Genomic DNA, 19,532 nt, shown 5'->3' with positions numbered 1-19,532 from the left:
CTAATTAGGGGGCTTAATAGCTCTAACGAATCCCACAGACCTTATTTGGCTCCAAAAGCCGATTTTGAATTTCTAACGGACTCAGGAGACGCTATTGGCGTCGATTTACCGGAAAAGGGGCCGTTCTAAGCCAAATAGCGTCTCTCCGGTTCGTTAGAGATTGCAAAACGCGATTTTCGGCGAAATAGCGTCTCTCCGGTTCGTTAGCCCCTCCTCCCGCGAAGAGGATCGTTCGGCATGCCAAAAAAACCGCGTCCTCGCCGGGAGGATCGCGGTTGATTCGCGTATTCTCACCAGGAACTTCGCTTCCAGCATCCGCTCCATCGCGGTGCGCATCGCGTACTCGTTCTCGAACAGCGCGACGTCGTTCTGCGGCTGCGACAGCTTGATGTCCTTGCCCGCGCGAACGTGCTTCACGCTCATGCCGCGCTGGAACTTGCCGGAGCAGACTTTTACGGAGCTGTGTTACTGATCTGCTTTAGAAAACCGTTCGTTGAGGCTACATCAATTAACTGCCGAATATCTTGACTTGCTGTGTACTTAAACATATACCATTGGTTGTCATTCGCTTCATAAATCAAAACCTCAGGGTCCCCCTCAGTCGGTGCTTCTCGAACTAAAGTATAAATGTCAAAACGTTTTATGCTGTTCCCCTTTTTGTCTAAAAAGTCATATTGTCCAACTTTATAGTAGTCGCCAGGGCTGGGGTGACTATTCCAGGTGTAATTAGAAGGTGCTTCGACCTTCTTACCTTTGTTTTCTACAAAAATATTATAGATTGCTTCATTATAGGCATTTCCATTGATTTGATTTACTACGCCGCCCATAGTCAGGTGGTATTCTTGTTGCAATGCTTTCACTTCTACACCATCGATTATCAATGGCTTGGTCTCAACAGTTACTGCTGAGTTGCTGTAACTGACATTGCAACCAAACATCTCTGCAATAAAACGAAGTGGAACCATCGTGCGATTATTCTTTAAGTAAGGTTTGACATCAAGCGTCTCCGTTTTACCGTTTTTCACTGCTGTATTGCTATTCAGTTGTAAAATAATCTTCACATTGCTTTTTGTAAGCACAACTTCCGAACCCGACCAGTTGACCTTAGCTCCCAAATTTTCACTGATAATTCGCAGAGGCACCATTGTTCGGTTATTCTTAATTTCGGGCTTCACATCGGAGGAAATTGCAATCGATGCGTCATCAGCTTGATTTTTCATAAGTAATTTCACGGGTTCGGCGGCGTATGCGGATGATGCGGAGATCAGCACGCTTATCGCAGTAGCTGCAGAGATCAGCTTTTTCATGACGTCCACTCCTCGTATAATCGTATTTGTAATCAAGCAAGCCAAGTTATTCGTTATCAAGCTTACCTGCGGCAAAACAAAAGGCCATTGTTCGAGCCGGTTACCGATTACAGCTTACCTTGGGCTCTCCATTATGGCCAACTAATAATTCCGGGTATTGATATTTAATAACATACGGTAAGTTTTATGGGGGGGAGAAAATCCCCCCTTCGTGTTGTTGGGCGAAGTTGATCTGCTGCAGGCGACTTGAGGCGGGGGTCGTTCCTATTTATGGCGTTACGGAGCTTCTTGCTGATTTGCGGATAACCCTCGTCCCGTTACGGAGCCGTCTCCAGGAACGTCACTTCCGGCATGCGCTCCATCGCGGTGCGCATCGCGTACTCGTTCTCGAACAGCGCGACGTCGTTGTCGTTCTTGTCCTTCACGAGCGTCGAGTTGATGCGGAACTTGGACGCGTCGAGCTTGTCGGCGACGATCCAGCGGGCGAACTGGAACGGCGTGCGCGCGAGCTGGATGTCGACGCCGTATTCGTTCTTCATCCGGTACTCGAACACGTCGAACTGCAGCTGGCCGACGACGCCGAGGTACGTATCCTCGAACGGGCCGATCGAGCGGAACACCTGCACCATGCCTTCCTCGGTCAGCTGGTCCAGCCCCTTGAGATACTGCTTCTGCTTAAGCGCGTTCTTGACCGACACCTTGGCGAAGATCTCCGGCGAGAACGTCGGCAGCTCGTCGAACGTGATCTGGCTGCCTTCGCTCAGCGAGTCTCCGATCCGGAAGATGCCCGGGTCGAACAAGCCGATGATGTCGCCCGGATACGCGGTGTCCACGATCTCGCGGTCCTGCGCGAGGAACTGCTGCGGCTGCGACAGCTTGATATCCTTGCCCGCGCGGACGTGCTTCACGCTCATGCCGCGCTGGAACTTGCCGGAGCAGATGCGCAGGAACGCCAGCCGGTCGCGGTGCGCCGGGTTCATGTTCGCCTGGATCTTGAAAATATACCCGGAGAACTTCTCGGTCGCCGGCTCGATCGGGCCGTCGGTGCTGCGGCGCGGCGTCGGAGCCGGCGCGAGCTGCAGGAAGTTCTCGAGGAACGTCTGCACGCCGAAGTTGTTGACGGCGCTGCCGAAGAAGACCGGCGTCAGCTGTCCCGCCAGCACCTTCTCGTAGTCGAACGGGTCGCCCGCGACGTCGAGCAGCTCCAGGTCCTGCGTCAGCTGGTCGGCCAGGTAGTCGCCCGCCATCTCGCGGATGATCGGATCGTTGTAGTCTTCGACCTTGCGCACTTCGATGGTCGAATGGTCGCTGCCGTTGAACAGCTCCACCTGCTTCTTCATCCGGTCGTAGACGCCGCACAGCTCGCGGCCCATGCCGACCGGCCAGTTCATCGGCACCGAACGGATGCCGAGCACGCGCTCGATCTCCTCGAGCAGGTCGAACGGGTTCTGTCCCTCGCGGTCGAGCTTATTGATGAACGTGAAGATCGGAATGCCCCGCTTGGCGCACACCTGGAACAGCTTGATCGTCTGCGCCTCGACGCCTTTGGCGACGTCGATAAGCATGACCGCGCTGTCCGCGGCCGTCAGCGTGCGATACGTGTCTTCGCTGAAGTCTTGGTGACCCGGCGTATCGAGAATGTTGACGTGCTTGCCGGCATATTCGAACTGCATGACCGAGGACGTAACGGAGATCCCCCGCTGCTTCTCGATCTCCATCCAGTCGCTTGTCGCGTGACGGGCCGCCTTCCGCGCCTTGACGGAGCCCGCGATATGGATCGCGCCTCCGAACAGCAGCAGCTTCTCGGTCAGCGTCGTCTTCCCCGCGTCGGGGTGGGAGATAATCGCGAAGGTGCGGCGCTTGGCCACTTCTTGCTCCAATTCTTCGCGCAACGTTTGGCTCATCGTTTGAAGTTCCCTTCCTTAGGAAAATGGCAGATTCCATTATAGCACATTGTTCCTCCGTAAACCTCAGCCAAACGAAGCCAACCCGGGAACGTACGCCTCCCCGCGAACGACAAGGCGCACCCCCTCGCGGAGATGCGCCCATGCCGTCTTCCCGGCAAGCCTCAAGCGCCTTGCTGCAGCGCCTGCTCCTCGCCCTCTTCCCTCTTCTTCAGCACTTCCTTCTTCAGGAACCAGCAGAGTCCGAAGGCGACGAAGGCGAAGACGAGACCGATGGTGAAAATATTCTGGAACGCGTCCGAGAACGCGAATCGCACCTTCTCGACCAGATCGGGGGCGAGCCCCGCCGGAATGCCGCCCGTCGCGATCGTGCCCGCCGTCCCGGGGGGCAGCTGATCGCTCAGATCCATGACGCCGCTCTTGATGTTGTTGGCGAGCAGGCTGCCGAAGACGCTGAGCCCGATCGTCATGCCGAGCGACTGGAACAGCTGCACGGTCGACAGCGCGACGCCGCTATGCTCCTTCTCGACCGATTCCTGCACGATCAGATTGTCGCTTCCGAACAACGCGCCCATCCCGATGCCCGTGATGAAGAACGTGACGACGATGTAGACGACGGTCGTGTCGACGCCGATCTGAGTCAGCAGATACATGCCGACGATCGGCAGGATGAAGGAGACGATGAACAGCGTCCGGTAAGCGATCTTCGTAATGAGGAAGCCGATCAGAATGCTCGCCGGAATCGCTCCGGCCATCGCCGCCATGTTCAGGTAGCCCGAAGCGGTCGGCGTCAGCCCCATGACGTTCTGGGCGAAGAACGGGAACGACGAGAGGCCGCCCATCAGGCCCATCATCAGGACGAACACGAACAGCGACAGAACGACGACCGTCCGGTTCTTGAACAGGTGCAGCGGAATGATCGGCTCCTTCGCCCGCTTCTCGATCCGCACGAGCAGAGCGAACAGCAGGAGGGACAGAACGAGCAGGCCGATCACTTGCGGCGACGACCAGCTGAGCCCTTGGTTGTCGATCAGAACGGGCGCCAGCAGGAGCGACAGAAGACCGAGCATCAAGGTGAAGGCGCCGGCCCAGTCGATGGACCGCTTCTCTTCGCCTCTCGCTTCCCGCATGCCGATGGAGAGCACCGCCGCGGCCAGAAGCCCGACGGGAATGTTGATCAGGAACACCCAGTGCCAGCTGATATGGCCGACGATGTAGCCGCCGACCGTCGGTCCGAGCAGCTGCGGCAGGAACATGACCGGGCCGATCGCCGCCTGGATCTTGGCCCTCTGCTCGAGCGGATACGTGTCGCCGAGAATGACCATCGCCAGCGGCATCAAGCCTCCGGCCCCGATTCCTTGAATGCCGCGGCCGACCAGCAGCATCTCCATCGATTGCGACAGACCGCAGACGATCGAGCCGCCGATGAAGAGGCCGATGCTGGTCAGGTAAAGCTTCTTGCGGCCGAACAGGTCGGCCAGCTTGCCGATGATCGGCATGAAGATCGTCAGCGCGAGCATGTACACGCCGGCTACCCAGCCGTACAGCGACAAGCCGTGCAGATCGCGGATAATCGTCGGCATCGCCGTCGACACGATCGTCTCGTCGAGCTCCGCGAAGATCAGGCCGATCAGGAGCGCGGTCAGGACCAGCGCTTTGTTGTTGCCTTTTGCTGCTGCCATAAGAATCACCTCATAAGGATCCATACTTCGTAAGAGGGAACGACTTCGCCGCGCGGGGGTTGCCTCCGGGCGGCCGGCGACGTTCGTTCCGGGAACGGCCGTATTTCCCGGAACGCCGCGCTTCTCTTTTTTTCCAACCTCATCCACTCTCCACGCGCCTTAGATTACGGGGGGAATATGAACTGAATATGAACCGAATGCGCCATCGGGCAAAAAAAGAATCCTCGCCCCGTTCGAATCGCACGGAAGCGAGGATGGGTGCGGGCGCGGAGCGGTCAGTGTCCTCCGCCGTATTCGGGCCGGCCGCCCGGCTGCTTCTTGGCTCCCTTCGGAGGAAGCTGCAGGCGCTCCTTGCCCATGTACAGCACCGCGACGAGCGCCAGCACCGCCGGGACGAGAGCCCAGAGGAACATCGTCGTGATCGACGAGGACATGGCGTCGATGATGCGATCCAGAATGTCCTTCGGAATGGCCGCCCGCTTCTCCGAGGACAGCGACTCGCGGATGTTGCCGAACGATTCGCCGCCCGGAGCGCCGGACGCCCCGCCGAACGCGCCCGCCAGCTTCGAGCTCAGCTCGTTGCGCTGCAGGATGCCGAAGATCGTCAGCCCTACCGTCATGCCGAGCGAACGGACGAACGACATCGTCGAGCTCGCCGAACCCCGCTGGCGGGCGTCGAAGCCGTGCATGCTCGCCATCCCGAGCACCGAGAAGGAGAAGCCGACGCCGAGCCCGGCCACGATCATGTACAAGGTCAGCTCCCATGTCGCCGTGTCGGGGGTCAGCGTGCTGAGCAGGAAGGTGCCGAGCGTGAAGACGATCGCGGACAGGATCATGATATTGCGGTAAGGCATCTTCGTCGCCAGGAAGCCGCCGATCTGCGCCGCGGCCACGGAGCCGAGCGTCATCGGCAGAAGGATGAGGCCGGAATTCGTCGCCGAACCCCCGTTGACCCCCTGGACGAAAATCGGAATGTACATCGCGAACGTAATGAAGCCCGCTCCGTAGAACATGCCTGCGACCGTGCTGGCCGCGAACAGTCTCCTGCGGAACATCGAGTAGGAGATAATCGGCTCCTGCGCCTTCGTCTCGACGTAGAGGAACAGGACGAACAGGACGGCCGCGGCGGCGAACAGGGACAGAATTGGGGCCGAATCCCAAGCGTATTCCTGGCCTCCGAGCTCCAGCGAGAACATGAGGCAGACGACCGCCCCGACGAGAGTCGCCGCTCCCCACCAGTCGATTCGCTGCTTGGAGTGTTCGACCGATTCTTTGTAGCAAAACAGGATGAAGAATAGAGCGATCAATCCGAGCGGCAGGTTGATGTAGAAAATCCAGCGCCAGTCGATATGATCGACGATATAGGCGCCGAGCAGAGGCCCGAACAGGCTCGACGTCCCGAAGACGGCGCCGAAGATGCCGGACATGCTGCCCCTCTTCTCCATCGGAATGACGTCGAACAGAATCGTGAAGGCGATCGGCACGAGCGCGCCGCCTCCGACGCCTTGAATCGCCCGGTAGATGCTGAGCTCGACGATGTTCGTCGCCGTGCCGCACAGCACCGAGCCGAGCAGGAACAGGAAGATGCCGAGCACGAAGAACCGCTTCCGCCCGTACATGTCGGACAGCTTGCCGAAGATCGGCATGCCGGCCATCTCCGTGACCAGGTAAGCCGAGGTAACCCAGACGAACTTGTCGAGCCCGCCGAGGTCGGAGACGATCGTCCCCATCGCCGTCGCCACGATCGTATTGTCGATCGCCGCGACGAAGATGCCGAGCAAGAGCCCCGCGAGAATGAATCCGAATCGATTTTGGCGCGTCGCCATCGTTTTATAAACCTCCAATGATCGGGATTTCGCCTTCAATCGCAACTTAGTCGATCTTCGCTTCCGAGCCGACGGAAGCTCCATTGCTCTTGCTCAGAGATCGGCGGTACTCGACGCGGCCGATGTCGCAGCCGGGGCCGATCCGCACCTGGTTGCCGCGAACGACCCGCGCCTTCGTGTGCTCCAGGTCGAGCCGGTCGCCTTCGATCAGCTCCGCCGTGAAGAAGGCCGGCTGCGAGGACGTGAACATCGTCTTGATCGAGCCCATCCGGCTCCGCTTCACGGTGATCGTTCCGCCTCCGACCTCCTTGGCTGCCGAAGAGCCGAACATTCTCAGCTCCACCGTCTCCGCGCTGAGCAGGCCCCCGACGCTGGCGGCGCCCCGAACGAGGCAGGCCTCGCTCTCCAGGTCGCCCTTCACGATCAGGCTCCCGTTCAGCCGCAGCTCTTCCCCGCGCCAGCTCCCGCGGACGTCCGCATGGCCGGTCATGCCCGCCCGGCCCGCCTTCAGATCGCCTTCGACCGTCAACTCCCCGGTCAGCTTGATTCTCCCCGACTGCAGGTCTCCCTTCACCTTCAAAGTTCCGGTGCAAGCGATAGACTCGCATTCCGTGCGGCCGACGAGCTCGCTCTCCCCGGCTATTCTCACGTGGCGGAACTTCCCGCCTCCGGACTGCGTCGTTCCGACCAACCTCATATTACCGCTCGCAGCGTCCATGTTCCTCATTCTCCCTTCCTATTTTCCCCTCGGTCCGAGGTCTAGTTCCGAACCCGCTCGTCGACCTTCGCTTGCGGATGGACGACGAGCTCGCCTTTATGCTCGACCTTGCCGATGCGGCAGCCCTTGCCGATGACGACGCGATTGCCGCGGACGACGGCGGCGACCGTCTCTTCCAGCTCGATGTCGTCTCCTTCGATGACGTTGGCCTCGAGCTGAACGTTCAGCCGCGGAATCGCCCACGAGACCAGCTTGTTCCACTTGGCATCCTTGCCCTTGCGAACCCGGATGATCTCTCCGCCGATCTCCCGCGCCCGGCTTCCCCCGTGCAGGCTGATCTTGATCGTTCCGGCGTTCAGCAGGCCCTCGACGTCGAAGTAGCCGGTCAGCTCGAACAGCTCGGACTCGACGTCCCCTTCGGAGCTGAGCCCTCCGTTCGCCGTCACGCGGTCCGCGTTGACCGATCCGGTGTCGACCATGCCGTCGATCCGCACCTCCTCGGAGTTCAAGGCGCCTTTGATCGTGAACTTGCCGTTGCAAGTGAATTGCTTCGTTCGCACGGCGCCTTGCGCCGAGCCGTGACCGTTGACGACGAACGTCTCGGCCGACACGTCCGACAGCAGCTTGCATACGCCGTCCAATCGGACATGGCGGTACTCACCGCCGGCGGCGCTTCCGATGCCGTTTAAATTCAGATCCAATAAGGTTCTATCCATTCCGATGCCTCCTAGTTCAGCTTCGTTTGCAATTGTTCCGCGAGCTCCGCCATGTTCAGCCGGGCGACGACCTTCGTTCCGCTCTCGAAGTACGCTTCGGACGGAACCGAGAGGAGCAGGAACGTCGAGACGCCCATCTTCCGGACGAACCACAGCTCGCAAGTCTTGCCCTCGAACTTCGAGAAGTGCTCCTTCATCGTCTGCGCCAGCAGATCCGCCTCGTCGAGGCTCATCTCCCCGGTCAGAAGCAGTTGATCCGCCGCGAAGAACGCGAGCGTCTGCTCGAACGAGTAGACCGTGTCGTCCGGGTCGCGGGCGCCAAGCCGTTCCAGGACAACCCTTGAAACAATGTTACGTTTCGACAATTCATCCTTGCGCAGCTTCGCTTCGTACAGCAGCGGAGACAGCTTGCCGGCGAGTTCGTCGAGCGACAAATCGTCCTTCATATTCAGAATGCGGTCGATTCTCGCCAGTATGAGCTCCTTGGGAAAAAACGTCTCCTGCCCCGTAAACGTGGACTTGCGGATGAACCAGTCCTCCGGGATCAGCTGCTTCCTCTTCCAACGGTAGAGCTGTCCGTAAGAGATTCCGGTCAGCTCGAGCAGCTCCTTCTTCGAGATCAGTTCCCGTTCCGTCATCGGTATCACCTTCCTGAACACAATGTAACATAACATTGTTACGCTGTAAAGACCAAAAAAAGAAACTTCGCGTAACAACCCTCCTTGGGTCGTTACGCGAAGTTTCGGATGGAGATTGATTTCCGGCCGCTATTCCTCTCCGATCAAGAATGCGCGGGCCGGCGCGGCTTCGGTTCCCGTCAGCTTGAGCGGCGCGACGACGAGCCAGTAGTTGCCCGCCGGCACGTCCTTCAGCCGCAGGCCCTCGACGATGACGACCCCGCTCTTCATCAAGGTACGGTGCGTCGGATAGCCTTCCTGCGACCGTTCGATCCCGAGCGCGTCGATCGCCGCGACCCGGATGCCGATCTCCGCGAGATAGCGGGCGCCGTCCTCGCGCAGGAACACGAAGTCGTCGCGGAACTCCTCGCTGAAGGAGCTGGACGTCTTGAACAGCAGCCGCTCGCCCTTCCGAATGGCGAACGGCTCCAGATCCGCCTTCGCGATCGAATCCTCGACGTGCGTCAAGTCGAGCACGCGCGCCGGTCCTACGAGCTGCTCGAGCGGAATCGTCTCGATCGTGTCTCCGCCCGCGATCATATGAAGAGGGGCATCCACGTGGGTGCCCGTATGCAGGTTCTGGCTCAGCAGACTCTCGTGCGGCTGGCCTTGGTCGTGGTTCTGCACGTTCTCGATCCGGGGCTTCTTCGCCGGATCGTTGCCCCACGAAGGCATGTCCGCATGAATCGTCATCGAGATATCGTATAGCTTGGACAACGGCTTCTCCCCCATGCTGCTTGACTTGTCGCTCGATTCGGTTCGCGTCCCCGCGCGTTATCCCTTCGAGTTCGATACCCAGACGACGTTGTCCTCTTCTTCGCCGTTGACGGGCCACCAGCGGAAGCCGTCCTCGGCGAGAAGCCCGGACGCCCGCTCCGGTCCCCACGTCCCGGCCGGATAGAAGGCAAGCTCGTCCGGCCGGTCCCGCCAGGCGGCCGCGATCGGATCGACGAACTGCCAGGCGGCGGCCAACTCGTCCCACCGCGTGAAGTAGGTGGAATCTCCCCGGCCGGCGTCGTAGATGAGCCGTTCGTACGCTTCCGGCGTGTTGATGCCGACGAGGCAGCTCTGGCAGAACTCCATGACGACCGGCTGGATGGTCATGTCGTTGCCCGGCTTTTTGGCGTTCGTCTTGATGTAGATGCCTTCCATCGGGTTCACCCGAATGACGAGCAGATTCGGCTGCAGGTCCTGGCGCCGGGCGAACAGAACGTTGTTCGGCACGTTCTTGAATTCGATGACGATCTCGGTCGACTTGACCGGGAGACGCTTGCCCGTGCGGACGTAGAACGGAACGCCGGCCCAGCGGAAGTTGTCCACGAACAGGCGGGCCGCGAAGAACGTCTCCGTCGTCGAATCGGGCGGAACCGACTCCTCCTGCCGGTAGCCGGGGAGCGTCTTGCCCTTGGCGGAGCCTTCGGCGTATTGGCCGCGCACGACCCGGCGGCTAACGTCCTCCGCCGACGCGAAGCGGCGGATCGAGCGCAGCACCTTCACCTTCTCGTCGCGGATGTCCTCCGGGTCGAGACGGCTGGGCGGCTCCATCGCGATCATCGTCAGCATCTGGAGCATATGGTTCTGCACCATGTCGCGCAGCGCGCCCGACTTGTTGTAATACGCGCCGCGCTCCTCGACGCCGACCGTCTCGGCCAGCGTGATCTGCACGTTCGCGATATGGTTCGAGTTCCAGAGCGGCTCGAAGAACTGGTTCGCGAACCGGATGACCTCGATGTTCTGGACCATCTCCTTGCCCAGGTAGTGGTCGATGCGGAACACTTCGTCCTCGCGGAACACCTGGCGGATCTCCTCGTTCAGGCGCTCGGCGGACGGGTAGTCGTAGCCGAACGGCTTCTCGATGACGAGGCGGTGCCAGCCCTTGCTCTCCAGCATGCCGCCGTCGCGCAGGTTGCGGGACACGGTGCCGAACAGGTCCGGCGCCAGCGCCAGATAGAACAGCCGGTTGCCCGGGATCTCGTAGCGCTTCTCCAGCTCCAGCGTCGACTCGTTCAACCGGCGCATGCCTTCCACGTTGCCGATGTCGAGCGAATGGTAGCTGAAGCGCGAGGCGAATTCGCGCCAGTCGCCCCCTTCTTCCGGCTTGTAGCGGCAGAACTCCCGGATCGACTCCAGCACGTCGTCCCGGAACTGCTCGTCCGTGCGGGGCCTGCGGGCGAGGCCGACGATCGCGAAGCTTCGTCCCAGCTTCCCTTCGCGGTACAGGCTGTACAGCGCGGGGAACAGCTTGCGTCTGGCCAGGTCGCCAGTCGCTCCGAAAATAAAATAGACCGCGCCCTCGGCGGCGAGTTGTTCGATGTTTTTGTCCGTCATGATCCTCATCTCTCTTGGTCAAGATTGGATGCGTGTCAGTAGTTTATCATACATCGCCGTGCGATTGCTATTATTTTGAAGTTCGCCCAGCGGTCCTCCTTCGCTCCCCTCGGGCTTCGCCGATTCGGGCTTTCCGCTTGTTCGACGTGCCGCCAACTGATGCGTCCCCAACAAGACGTTTTTTTCCGCTTATCGAGAATGCGGGCCGTTTGCCCCTTTGCTTTTGATGAAAATAGGTTCGTGTCCATACGCGTTCGCCCCCGGGTGAATACACTGGGTTTGAACATTCCCCGAGGGGGTGGTAGCCATGTTGGATGAATTCGTGCCCGCCGACGAAGAGCATCTGCTCTCGCTTCGCGGCCTTCCCGTCTGCGTCGTCATGAACGACGGCGCCCGCCACTACGGCCTGCTCACGGGATGCGCCCACGGCAAAGTCGTGCTGAACGGAGAGCTGGACGAGGATCTGTCCGAGCTCGCTCCTTCGCGCGCACGGAAGCGCCGCAGTGTCGCCGCGCATTCCCGCCGGACCGGGAAGCGTTCCCGCAGCAAGGCCGGCATCAAGAGCGAAAACAAAACCGTTGGAGCGGAGAGCTCCGGCGCCGCGTCGGATGGATGGGGAACGCTGGAGCTGGCCCCGCCGGTGGCCGGCCCCCGGGTCATCTTGCCCTTGGACCCGATCGAGGCGGTTCTGGTGATGTAACTTCGGGAGTCGAGCGAAGCCGGGAACCGGCGGGCCGTTACCGTTCGACGCGACGAAGATGGCCGTCCTTCCCGTCCTCCATGCTGCCCGCGAACAGGGAGCCATCCCTCGCGGGCAGCGCGCCGACTGGTTCGAACGAGCGCTAGGTGTGGTAAAATAAGGGCGAACCTATCTTCGTTGAGTCCGAGAGGAGGAACCTGCATGTGGCTTCGCTCCCTGCCTCGCGTCGATCCCGCTGCCGCGATTCGCCCGTTTTACCCGGTCTATCCGTTCTTCGAACGGGACTTCGACGCCTTCTCCGAGAGATACCGGAGGTTCTCCGGAAGAAGATCCCGCGACGAGCAGCCCGCTCGCGAAGAGAAGGCATCCTTAGCCAAGACCGCCCCGTCTTCTGAACCTTCCGCGTCCAGCGCGGCATTTGCGTCTACTTCGACTTCGGCAACATCCGCAACTTCGGCAACTTCCGCAACTTCTGCATCTTCCGCAACTTCTGCAATCTCTTCAAATTCTGCAACTTCTGCAACTTCTTCGACTTCCGCAATTTCCGCCACTAATGCGCGTCGGCCTGCGACTCCTGCGACTCCTGCGAATCCTTCATCATCGGCACCATCCGTAACTTCCGCTAGATCCATAGCGCGCATACATGCGCCGTCGACGACATTGGCGGCGACGCCAGCGGCTTCGGCCTTTCCTCTAGCCGAATCCGCAGCGGGCTCCCTGCGAATCGGCCCCGCTCCGGGCACCGTCGTCGGCTACGACTCGAGAGGCGGCAAGAACGTAGCGGCCGTGCCGCCGGGCAGCCTGCTGGACGCCAGAGCATAACATAACCCCGTTAGCGCCCATACGAACAAAATAACCAAATCCGCGCCTGCGAAAACGACGGGATTTGGTTATTCGACGTGTATCCGAAGCGGAATCGGATCTTTAAACGGATATCGAGTCGGATGCGGATTCGATGCCGAGTCGGATGGGGATGAGAGGATGAACGCCCTACCTCACACCCGGAAGTTGCCCGCGACTTCCCTCAGCGCGTCCGAGACGCGGCCCAGCCGCTCCGACGTCACCGCGAACTGCCGCAACGCGGCGTTCTGCTCCTCGGCCATGGCCGTCATCTGCTCGGCGAACGCGGAGGTCTCCTCCGTCACCCGGCCGATCTCCTCGCTCGCGCTCACGACCTGGCTGCTGCCCGAGGCGATCCGCTCGACCGACGCGGCGACCTCGAGCATCTGCCCGGTCAACCGGCTGACGCTGTCGACGACCCGGCGCACGCTGTCGCCCGCCTCGCGCATCGACGCCGTGCCTCCGTACACGGCCTCCGAGCTGCTCTCGATCAGCTCCGCGATGTGGCCGACGCCGTCGTCGAGGCTCCCGAGCGTCTGCGAGATCTGGCGCGCCGAATGAGCGGTCTGGTCCGCCAGCTTGCGGATCTCCGCGGAGACGACCGCGAATCCCCGCCCGTGAACGCCGGCCCGCGCCGCTTCGATGGCGGCGTTCAGCGCCAGCAGGTTCGTCTGCGTCGATACTTCCGAGATATAGCCCGCGATCTCCTGGATTCGCCCCGACTGTTCGGACAGCTCCTGCACGCTCTCGCGAATCCGGCCGAAAATCCCCTCGATCCGCCCGATCTCCTCCCCGGTCTTGTCCAGGTGCCGTCCGCCGTCGTCCGCGGCCTCCCGCGTCGCCAGCGCCAGATCCCCCACCTCCCGGGAATCGGCGGCCGCCTGCTCCAGCCCCTTCATCGCTTCGGCCATGATGGCCGTAATCTCTTCGGTCTGGGCCACCTGCTGCTCGGCCCCCTCGGCGACTCTCCGGATCGCGTCGTTCACCTGCCCGTTGATCCGGATCGCGCCTTCGGCGCCGACGCCGATCGTGCCGGACACCTCGGACAGCCCTCGCGCCTGCTCCTGGATGCGGCCGATCATGCTCTGAAGGGAAGCCAGCAGCGCGTTCGTCTCGCGGCTCAGCTCGAGCGTCTCGTCACTCGTCTTCACCTCGATCCGCTTCGTCAGGTCGCCACCGGACTTGGCGATGTCGGACACCGCCTCCGTCACCTTGCGGATGTTCCGCGTCACGTGGCGGGAGACGATCCAGGAGAACAGAATCGTGCACGCGGTCAGGGCGGCGAACACGACGAACAGCAGCCCGCGGAGACGGCCGTTGCTGTCCCGCAGCGCCTTCACCCGCTCGTCCATCGCGACCTTCTCGGCTTGGCGGAGCCTCGACAGCTGCTCGCGCATTCCTTCCATCTGCTTGCGCCCCGAATCCGCGGAGAACAGCTTCTCCAGCTCTTCCGCGGACTGCGCGCCCGGACGGGCTTCCTGGATCTGCCGATCCGCCAGCGAGATCCACTGCTCGATGGCGTTCTCCACGCTCGCCAGCCGGCTGGTCTGTTCGTCCGACCCTTCCAGATAGCCGCGCAGCTGCCCGCCGTTCATCTTCCACTTGTCCAACGCACCTTCGTACGCCTTGAGGTAATCCTCGCCGCCGGCGATCAGGTAGCCGCGCTGGTTGTTCTCCATATCCGAAGCGTTCTTGTCGATCTGGTACGTCAGCTCCTGAACCTTGAGATCGCGGCTCGTCACCGCTTCGATCTCCCGCTGCAGCCGATCGATCGTCCACGAGACGATCAGCAGGGCGCCGGCCAGGAACAGCAGAAGCGCGACGTAGCCGATCGTGATTTTCACCGAGATTCTGAACCGGAACCGCCTCACGCCGCCGCAGCCTCCTCTCCGTTCACGCCTTGCCCGGCGTCCGCTCGCGAACGTAGCCGTTCCGAAGCGTCCCGATTCCTTGCACGTACGCCTCCGTGACGTCTCCCTCTTGCAGCCACACTTGCGGATCCCGCCCCATGCCGACTCCCGGCGGAGTTCCCGTGCTGATCACGTCTCCCGGCGAGAGGGTGATCGTCCGCGACAAGAACGAGATCAGGTAGGGAACGTCGAAAATCAAATGGCGAGTGTTCGAGTCCTGCAGCTTCTCTCCGTTAAGCGCAAGCGACAGATCGAGAACGTGCGGATCCGCCAGCTCGTCCCGGGTGACGATGACGGGCCCCATCGGCGCGAACGTGTCGATCGCCTTGCCCCGGGTCCATTGCCCCTCCGTCAACTGGAGATCCCGCGCGCTGACGTCGTTGACGATCGTGTAGCCGAACACGTAGTCCAGCGCTTCCTCGCGGGAGACGTTCTTGGCCGTCTTGCCGATGACGACCGCGAGCTCGACTTCGTAATCGCACTCCTTCACTTCGGCCGGAAAGACGACGTCGTCCTCGGGACCGACAATCGAATTCGGGAATTTGGGGAACAGCACGGGAACCTTCGGAATCGCCATTTTCGACTCGGAGGCGTGATCGACGTAATTCAGCCCGATGAAAATCATTTTCTCCGGATCGTGAATAGGCGCCGCGAGGCGCACCTCCTCGATAGGATAACGGCTCCCTCCTTCCGGAGCCCGCGAAGCGAGCGCAGGCTCCTTCTCGCAGCGGGAGATAAATTCCTTCATCGTCAGCCCGTCCTCCGCAGCATATACGAAGCTTCCGTCCCCGGACAGCGCCCCGAGACGCAGCTTGCGCGCGGGATCGGCCCGCTCTATGAATTGAACCCACTTCATGAAGACCCCTCCTTATGTAGACGAAAATCAATAAGAGCAACGCGGTCGATCGCCTCTCAACCGCCGATTCGGACGGGCCTCCCCAGCCTGGCCGATTCCGCGATCGCGTCCGCGACCTCGATGCCGTGAACGGCATCCTCGAACGACGCGACGGACGGCTCCCGGCCCAGCTGCGCGCACTCGCACAGATAGGCGAGCTGCTCCTTAAGCGCCCCGACGACGCGTCCCCCCTGGTTGTGATGGACCGACAGGTCCGTCGTCTCGCGGCCGGCCGTTCCCAGCAGCTGAACGCCCGAAGCCGCGGCGTCGAATTGGACGGTGGCCAGCTCCCCGATCACTTCCGTATAATCGTTGATCGTCAGGCCCGCGGCGTCGTGCGTCATCCAGTTGCTGTGCAGCACCGCGAGCGTCCCGTTCTCGAACCGCAGCTGCGCCCACAGCACCTCCGGCGAATCGTCCCCGGACAGGAAGCAGCCCGCCGCGGTCACCTCGCTCACCCGGCTGCCGGCGTACCAGATCGCGAGGTCGATGTCGTGGATCGTCAGCTCGTACACCGTATGCGTCCTCTTGTAGGTGCGGTATAAGGAGTTTTTCCTCGAACGCTTCATGTAGATCGACGCGACCCGGCCCAGCTCTCCGTTGCCGATGAGACGGCGAGCCTCCGCGTGCTTCGGGTCGAAGCGCAGCAGATGCCCCGGAGCGACGAACCGCCCCGCCTTCCGGGCCGTCTCCAGCATCTCCCTCGCTTCCGCGGCGTCGGTCGCGACCGGCTTCTCTACGAGCACATGCTTGCCCGCCCGCAGAGCCGCCAGCACGGGCGGAAGATGCTCCTTTTCATACGTGACGACGCTCACGAGGCCGATATCCTCGCGCTTCAGCAGCTCCTCCGCGCTCTCGTATACGCTCGGGACGCCGTACTTCTCCTCCGCCAGACGCCTTCTCTCCGGCCGGGGGTCGCAGACGGCGGCCACCTCGACGAACGGAAGGGCCCGGTAAGCCTCGAGATGGCATTCTCCCCAACTTCCCAGGCCGATAATCCCCACTCGCAACCGCTCCACGTTCATTCTCCTTCCATCGCGAGGAATAGCTTGCCTTGCTTCACTCGGCCTTCGACCAGCTCCCGGAACGCTTCGCCGCCTTCGGAGATCGGCCGGACGTCCGTCCAGCCTTCTTCCGTGATTCTTCCTTCTTCCAGCAGTCGAACCGCGTCGCGGAAGTCTTGGTCCGTATAGCAGAACGAGCCGAGCACTTCGATCTCGCTGCGGATCAGATGGTTGACGCGAAGCTCGGTCTCGTCGATGCCGAGCCCGACGTTCATGACCGTCCCGCCCGGGTTGACGAGAGACAGCGCCGAAGAGCGGGTCGGTTGGAACCCGGCCGCGTCGATGACGACGTCGATTCCTTTGTCGCCGGCGACCTCCGCCAGCAGCCGCTCCCATTCCGCGCTTCCGGGAAGGGCGGCTTCGTCGGCCGCGACCTCCTTCGCGATCTGAAGCCGCTCCGGCTGCGTGTCCGATACGATCACCTTGTCCGCGCCCAGCAGCCGGGCGACCTTGGCGCACAGAAGGCCGATCCCGCCCGCCCCGAACACGACGACGTGCGGGTGGAAGTGCCGCCGCATCGCCCGCCTCGTCGCCCGCAGCGAACAGGCGAGCGGCTCCGCCAGCGCCGCCCGGAACGGGCTTAGGCTCTCGGGCACCGCCACGACCCCGGACGCCGGAACGGCGACCCATTCGCCGAACGCGCCGGGCCGGTGTATGCCGACGATGCGCCGCGAAGCGCACAGTTGCGTATGCCCTTTGCGGCAGGAGACGCAGCGTCCGCACGATTGCAGCGGATTGACGACGACCTTCTGCCCCCGCGCGAATCCGGACGCCCTGTCGCCCCAAGACTCGACGCGGCCGCAGAATTCGTGTCCCATGACGAGCGGAGGGACCCTTAGGCTGTTATGCCCCAGATACCCTTCGATCTCCGAGCCGCAGATGCCGACCGCTTCCACCCGGATCAGAACTTCGTCTTCCGCCGGCTCCGGCTTCGCGGCGTCCGTATATTCCATTCGCCGGGGAGCGGTCCATACCAACGCTCTCATCGCTGTACCTCCCTTGGCCGCCTCGCGGCCGAACCGTAATTCTCCATGTCAATCTCCCAGACAGGAAGGCAGCTCCTTCGCCAGCTTCTCCAGGTCTTCGGAATCGTTGAACGCATGGACGGACATCCGCACCCGGCCGTCCCCTCCCATGACGTACACGTCCCGCTCCCGGAGCCGCGCGGCGACTTCCTCCGCCTTGTCGTGCAGGAAGCTGATGTTACCCGCCCGCCGCTTCGGCTCGAGCGGCGTCGTCGTCCGCAGGCCCATCGACCTTAACAGCTGAAGAAGCGTTCCCCCAAGCGTCAGCACGTGCTTCTCGATGTTGGCGATGCCGGCGTCCAGCAGCATCCGGGTCGACCGCTCGAGCGCGTACACGGTCGGATAGCTCGGGTATCCGAGCTCGAACCTTCTCGCGTCCGGCTGGAACTCGAACGTCTCGAACCGGTCCGCGCCGGGCCGATCCTCGACGCTTCGCCAGCCGACGTACGCCGGGCGCAAGTCCGCCGCCCGCTTCGGATTGACGGCGAGCACGCCTCCGCCGTGAACGGACAGCAGCCACTTGTACGTGCTGCAGACGACGAGATCGGCCATCGCCATGTCGACCGGGACGATGCCGAGCGACTGGGTCGCGTCCAGGACGAGCAAGGCGTCCGTCTTGGAGAGCTCCTCGTACAGCTTCCGGTAGTCGATTCGGATGCCGGTCAGGTAGCTGACGTGGCTCGTCAGCACGAGCCGGGTCCGCCCGTCGACTCTCGCCAGAAGGTCGTCCTCGCCGATCTCCCAGTCCTTGTGCCCGACGACGCGCACCTCGACGCCCCGCTCCTTGAGCGCGAGCCAAGGGAGCACGCCGGACGGGAATTCCAGCGCATGGACGATGACGTTGTCGCCCGCCCGGAGAGGCAGCGCCTGCGCGATCATCGAGATCGCCTCCGACGAATTGGACACGATCGCGATGTCCTCCGGCTCGCCTCCGAGCATCTCCGCCAGGTTGCGCTTGCAGCTCCATTCCGTCTCGGCGTTGCGCTCTCTTCCCCCGGGTCCTTCGCTGCGGACGGTCATGTATTCCGTGACCGCCTTGAGCGCCTCCCGGTGCGTCGGCGTCTCGGCGCCGCTGTAGAACCAGGCGCAGCGGTCCAATCCGATAAAATCCCGTTTGTCCAGTAATGCTCTCATCTCCGGAATCCCTCCGTCTGCTCGGTCCCGTGCCACCGGAGCCGCAACTGCAAATTATAAATTCGGCGGAACGTCAAGCCTCTCGAAGCAGGCATGCGCCTTCTCGATATGAACCGCCGCCCGGGAGAGCAGGAACGGGCCGTGCCCGGGGTACAGGCGGTCTACGCCGAGCGAATGAAGCTTCGCGACGGTCTTCGCGTAGGCGGGGATGTCGCAATCCCAGACGTATTGGATGACGACCTTGCCGCCCGCGAACACCGCGTCTCCCGAGAACAGGCTCCGCTCGCCGCCGCGCTCCCAGAGCAGGCATATATGGCCGCGGGCATGGCCGGGACTGTCGACGACCGTCAGCTCGATATCCCCGATGCGGATCCGGTCGCCGTCGCGAACCGTTCTGTCCACCGGGCACGCGGGGAACCGGAAGTCCGCCGGATACACCCCGCCCCGCTTGGCGTGATCCAGGCTCGTGCGCTCCATGTCCCCGTTCTCCAGCCAGGGGGCCGCTTCTTCGGAGGCGACGACCCGCATGCCGTACCGCTCGCGAAAATATCGGGCGCCCGCGGCATGATCCGCATGCGCGTGGGTGAGCAGGCACCATCGCACCTGCTCCATCGCGAACCCGGAGCGCCGGACGTTGTCCGCGATCCGCTCCGGATCGACGCCGCCCCCGGCGTCGATCAAGGCGCACTCGCTCCCTCCGTCCAGCAGGTACACGTTGCAATCCGTCGGATCGCTCGACTCCATGCCGTATTTGCCGCTCCCCGCCAAGTACACCTTGTCGGCGATCTTCACCGGGCCCTCTCCTC

Annotated in this window: 19 protein-coding genes; 2 read left to right on the top strand and 17 right to left on the bottom strand. The window is 62.1% G+C overall.

Features of this window, described 5'->3' with window-relative positions:
• Window positions 1-153: 153 nt before the first annotated feature.
• The 10 genes from H7B90_RS18660 to zwf form a co-directional block, all read right to left on the bottom strand.
• Complete coding sequence (locus tag H7B90_RS18660; RefSeq protein WP_185137397.1) at window positions 154-417, bottom strand: hypothetical protein; 264 nt, start codon at window positions 415-417, stop codon at window positions 154-156.
• A 35-nt stretch (window positions 418-452) separates the two neighbouring features.
• Window positions 453-1,307, bottom strand: coding sequence for a copper amine oxidase N-terminal domain-containing protein (locus H7B90_RS18655; RefSeq protein ID WP_185137396.1), 855 nt, complete (start codon window positions 1,305-1,307; stop codon window positions 453-455).
• A 317-nt stretch (window positions 1,308-1,624) separates the two neighbouring features.
• A complete protein-coding gene (locus H7B90_RS18650; RefSeq protein WP_185137395.1) occupies window positions 1,625-3,211 on the bottom strand; it encodes a peptide chain release factor 3 in 1,587 nt (528 codons plus the stop codon).
• Between the two features lie 164 nt (window positions 3,212-3,375).
• Window positions 3,376-4,893 (bottom strand): MDR family MFS transporter, encoded by a 1,518-nt coding sequence (locus H7B90_RS18645; RefSeq protein ID WP_185137394.1) that lies wholly within the window; start codon window positions 4,891-4,893, stop codon window positions 3,376-3,378.
• 275 nt (window positions 4,894-5,168) lie between these two features.
• A complete protein-coding gene (locus H7B90_RS18640; protein WP_185137393.1) occupies window positions 5,169-6,719 on the bottom strand; it encodes an MDR family MFS transporter in 1,551 nt (516 codons plus the stop codon).
• 46 nt (window positions 6,720-6,765) lie between these two features.
• Window positions 6,766-7,437 carry a hypothetical protein gene (locus H7B90_RS18635; RefSeq protein ID WP_185137392.1) on the bottom strand — a complete coding sequence of 224 codons (672 nt, stop codon included), beginning with the start codon at window positions 7,435-7,437 and terminating at the stop codon, window positions 6,766-6,768.
• 41 nt (window positions 7,438-7,478) lie between these two features.
• The gene (locus H7B90_RS18630; protein ID WP_185137391.1) at window positions 7,479-8,153 is read right to left on the bottom strand and encodes a hypothetical protein; all 675 of its coding nucleotides are present in this window, start codon (window positions 8,151-8,153) and stop codon (window positions 7,479-7,481) included.
• 11 nt (window positions 8,154-8,164) lie between these two features.
• A complete protein-coding gene (locus H7B90_RS18625; protein ID WP_185137390.1) occupies window positions 8,165-8,791 on the bottom strand; it encodes a YhbD family protein in 627 nt (208 codons plus the stop codon).
• A 129-nt stretch (window positions 8,792-8,920) separates the two neighbouring features.
• The gene (locus tag H7B90_RS18620; RefSeq protein ID WP_260411106.1) at window positions 8,921-9,547 is read right to left on the bottom strand and encodes a cyclase family protein; all 627 of its coding nucleotides are present in this window, start codon (window positions 9,545-9,547) and stop codon (window positions 8,921-8,923) included.
• Between the two features lie 57 nt (window positions 9,548-9,604).
• Entirely contained in the window at window positions 9,605-11,158 is a 1,554-nt protein-coding gene (gene zwf, locus H7B90_RS18615; RefSeq protein WP_185137388.1) for a glucose-6-phosphate dehydrogenase, read from the bottom strand.
• 307 nt (window positions 11,159-11,465) lie between these two features.
• Here zwf and H7B90_RS18610 point away from each other — a divergent pair, with 307 nt between their 5' ends.
• Window positions 11,466-11,858, top strand: a complete 393-nt coding sequence (locus tag H7B90_RS18610) for a hypothetical protein (RefSeq protein ID WP_185137387.1) — start codon at window positions 11,466-11,468, stop codon at window positions 11,856-11,858.
• Between the two features lie 263 nt (window positions 11,859-12,121).
• On the opposite strand, the gene H7B90_RS18605 is transcribed toward H7B90_RS18610, so the two are convergent.
• Window positions 12,122-12,499, bottom strand: coding sequence for a hypothetical protein (locus H7B90_RS18605; protein ID WP_185137386.1), 378 nt, complete (start codon window positions 12,497-12,499; stop codon window positions 12,122-12,124).
• Window positions 12,500-12,518: 19 nt separating this feature from the next.
• Here H7B90_RS18605 and H7B90_RS18600 point away from each other — a divergent pair, with 19 nt between their 5' ends.
• Window positions 12,519-12,680 carry a hypothetical protein gene (locus H7B90_RS18600; protein ID WP_185137385.1) on the top strand — a complete coding sequence of 54 codons (162 nt, stop codon included), beginning with the start codon at window positions 12,519-12,521 and terminating at the stop codon, window positions 12,678-12,680.
• Between the two features lie 173 nt (window positions 12,681-12,853).
• Here H7B90_RS18600 and H7B90_RS18595 read toward each other — a convergent pair whose 3' ends face one another.
• Genes H7B90_RS18595 through H7B90_RS18570 form a run of 6 tightly spaced genes read right to left on the bottom strand, consistent with a single transcriptional unit; the run spans window position 12,854 to window position 19,518 of the window.
• On the bottom strand, window positions 12,854-14,569 hold the full coding sequence (locus H7B90_RS18595) for a methyl-accepting chemotaxis protein (protein ID WP_185137384.1): 1,716 nt from the start codon (window positions 14,567-14,569) through the stop codon (window positions 12,854-12,856).
• A 22-nt stretch (window positions 14,570-14,591) separates the two neighbouring features.
• Window positions 14,592-15,464, bottom strand: a complete 873-nt coding sequence (locus H7B90_RS18590) for a fumarylacetoacetate hydrolase family protein (protein WP_185137383.1) — start codon at window positions 15,462-15,464, stop codon at window positions 14,592-14,594.
• A 56-nt stretch (window positions 15,465-15,520) separates the two neighbouring features.
• A complete protein-coding gene (locus H7B90_RS18585; RefSeq protein ID WP_185137382.1) occupies window positions 15,521-16,522 on the bottom strand; it encodes a Gfo/Idh/MocA family protein in 1,002 nt (333 codons plus the stop codon).
• Between the two features lie 2 nt (window positions 16,523-16,524).
• Window positions 16,525-17,553, bottom strand: a complete 1,029-nt coding sequence (locus H7B90_RS18580) for a galactitol-1-phosphate 5-dehydrogenase (RefSeq protein ID WP_185137381.1) — start codon at window positions 17,551-17,553, stop codon at window positions 16,525-16,527.
• Between the two features lie 48 nt (window positions 17,554-17,601).
• Window positions 17,602-18,726: an aminotransferase class V-fold PLP-dependent enzyme gene (locus H7B90_RS18575; protein WP_185137380.1), complete on the bottom strand. Its 1,125-nt coding sequence runs from the start codon at window positions 18,724-18,726 to the stop codon at window positions 17,602-17,604.
• A 54-nt stretch (window positions 18,727-18,780) separates the two neighbouring features.
• Window positions 18,781-19,518, bottom strand: a complete 738-nt coding sequence (locus tag H7B90_RS18570) for an MBL fold metallo-hydrolase (protein WP_185137379.1) — start codon at window positions 19,516-19,518, stop codon at window positions 18,781-18,783.
• Window positions 19,519-19,532 lie beyond the last annotated feature (14 nt).

The organism is Cohnella xylanilytica (genome assembly GCF_014212175.1).
GTDB classification, from domain to species: Bacteria; Bacillota; Bacilli; order Paenibacillales; family Paenibacillaceae; genus Cohnella; species Cohnella xylanilytica.
This window is presented reverse-complemented; position numbering and strand designations above follow the sequence as displayed.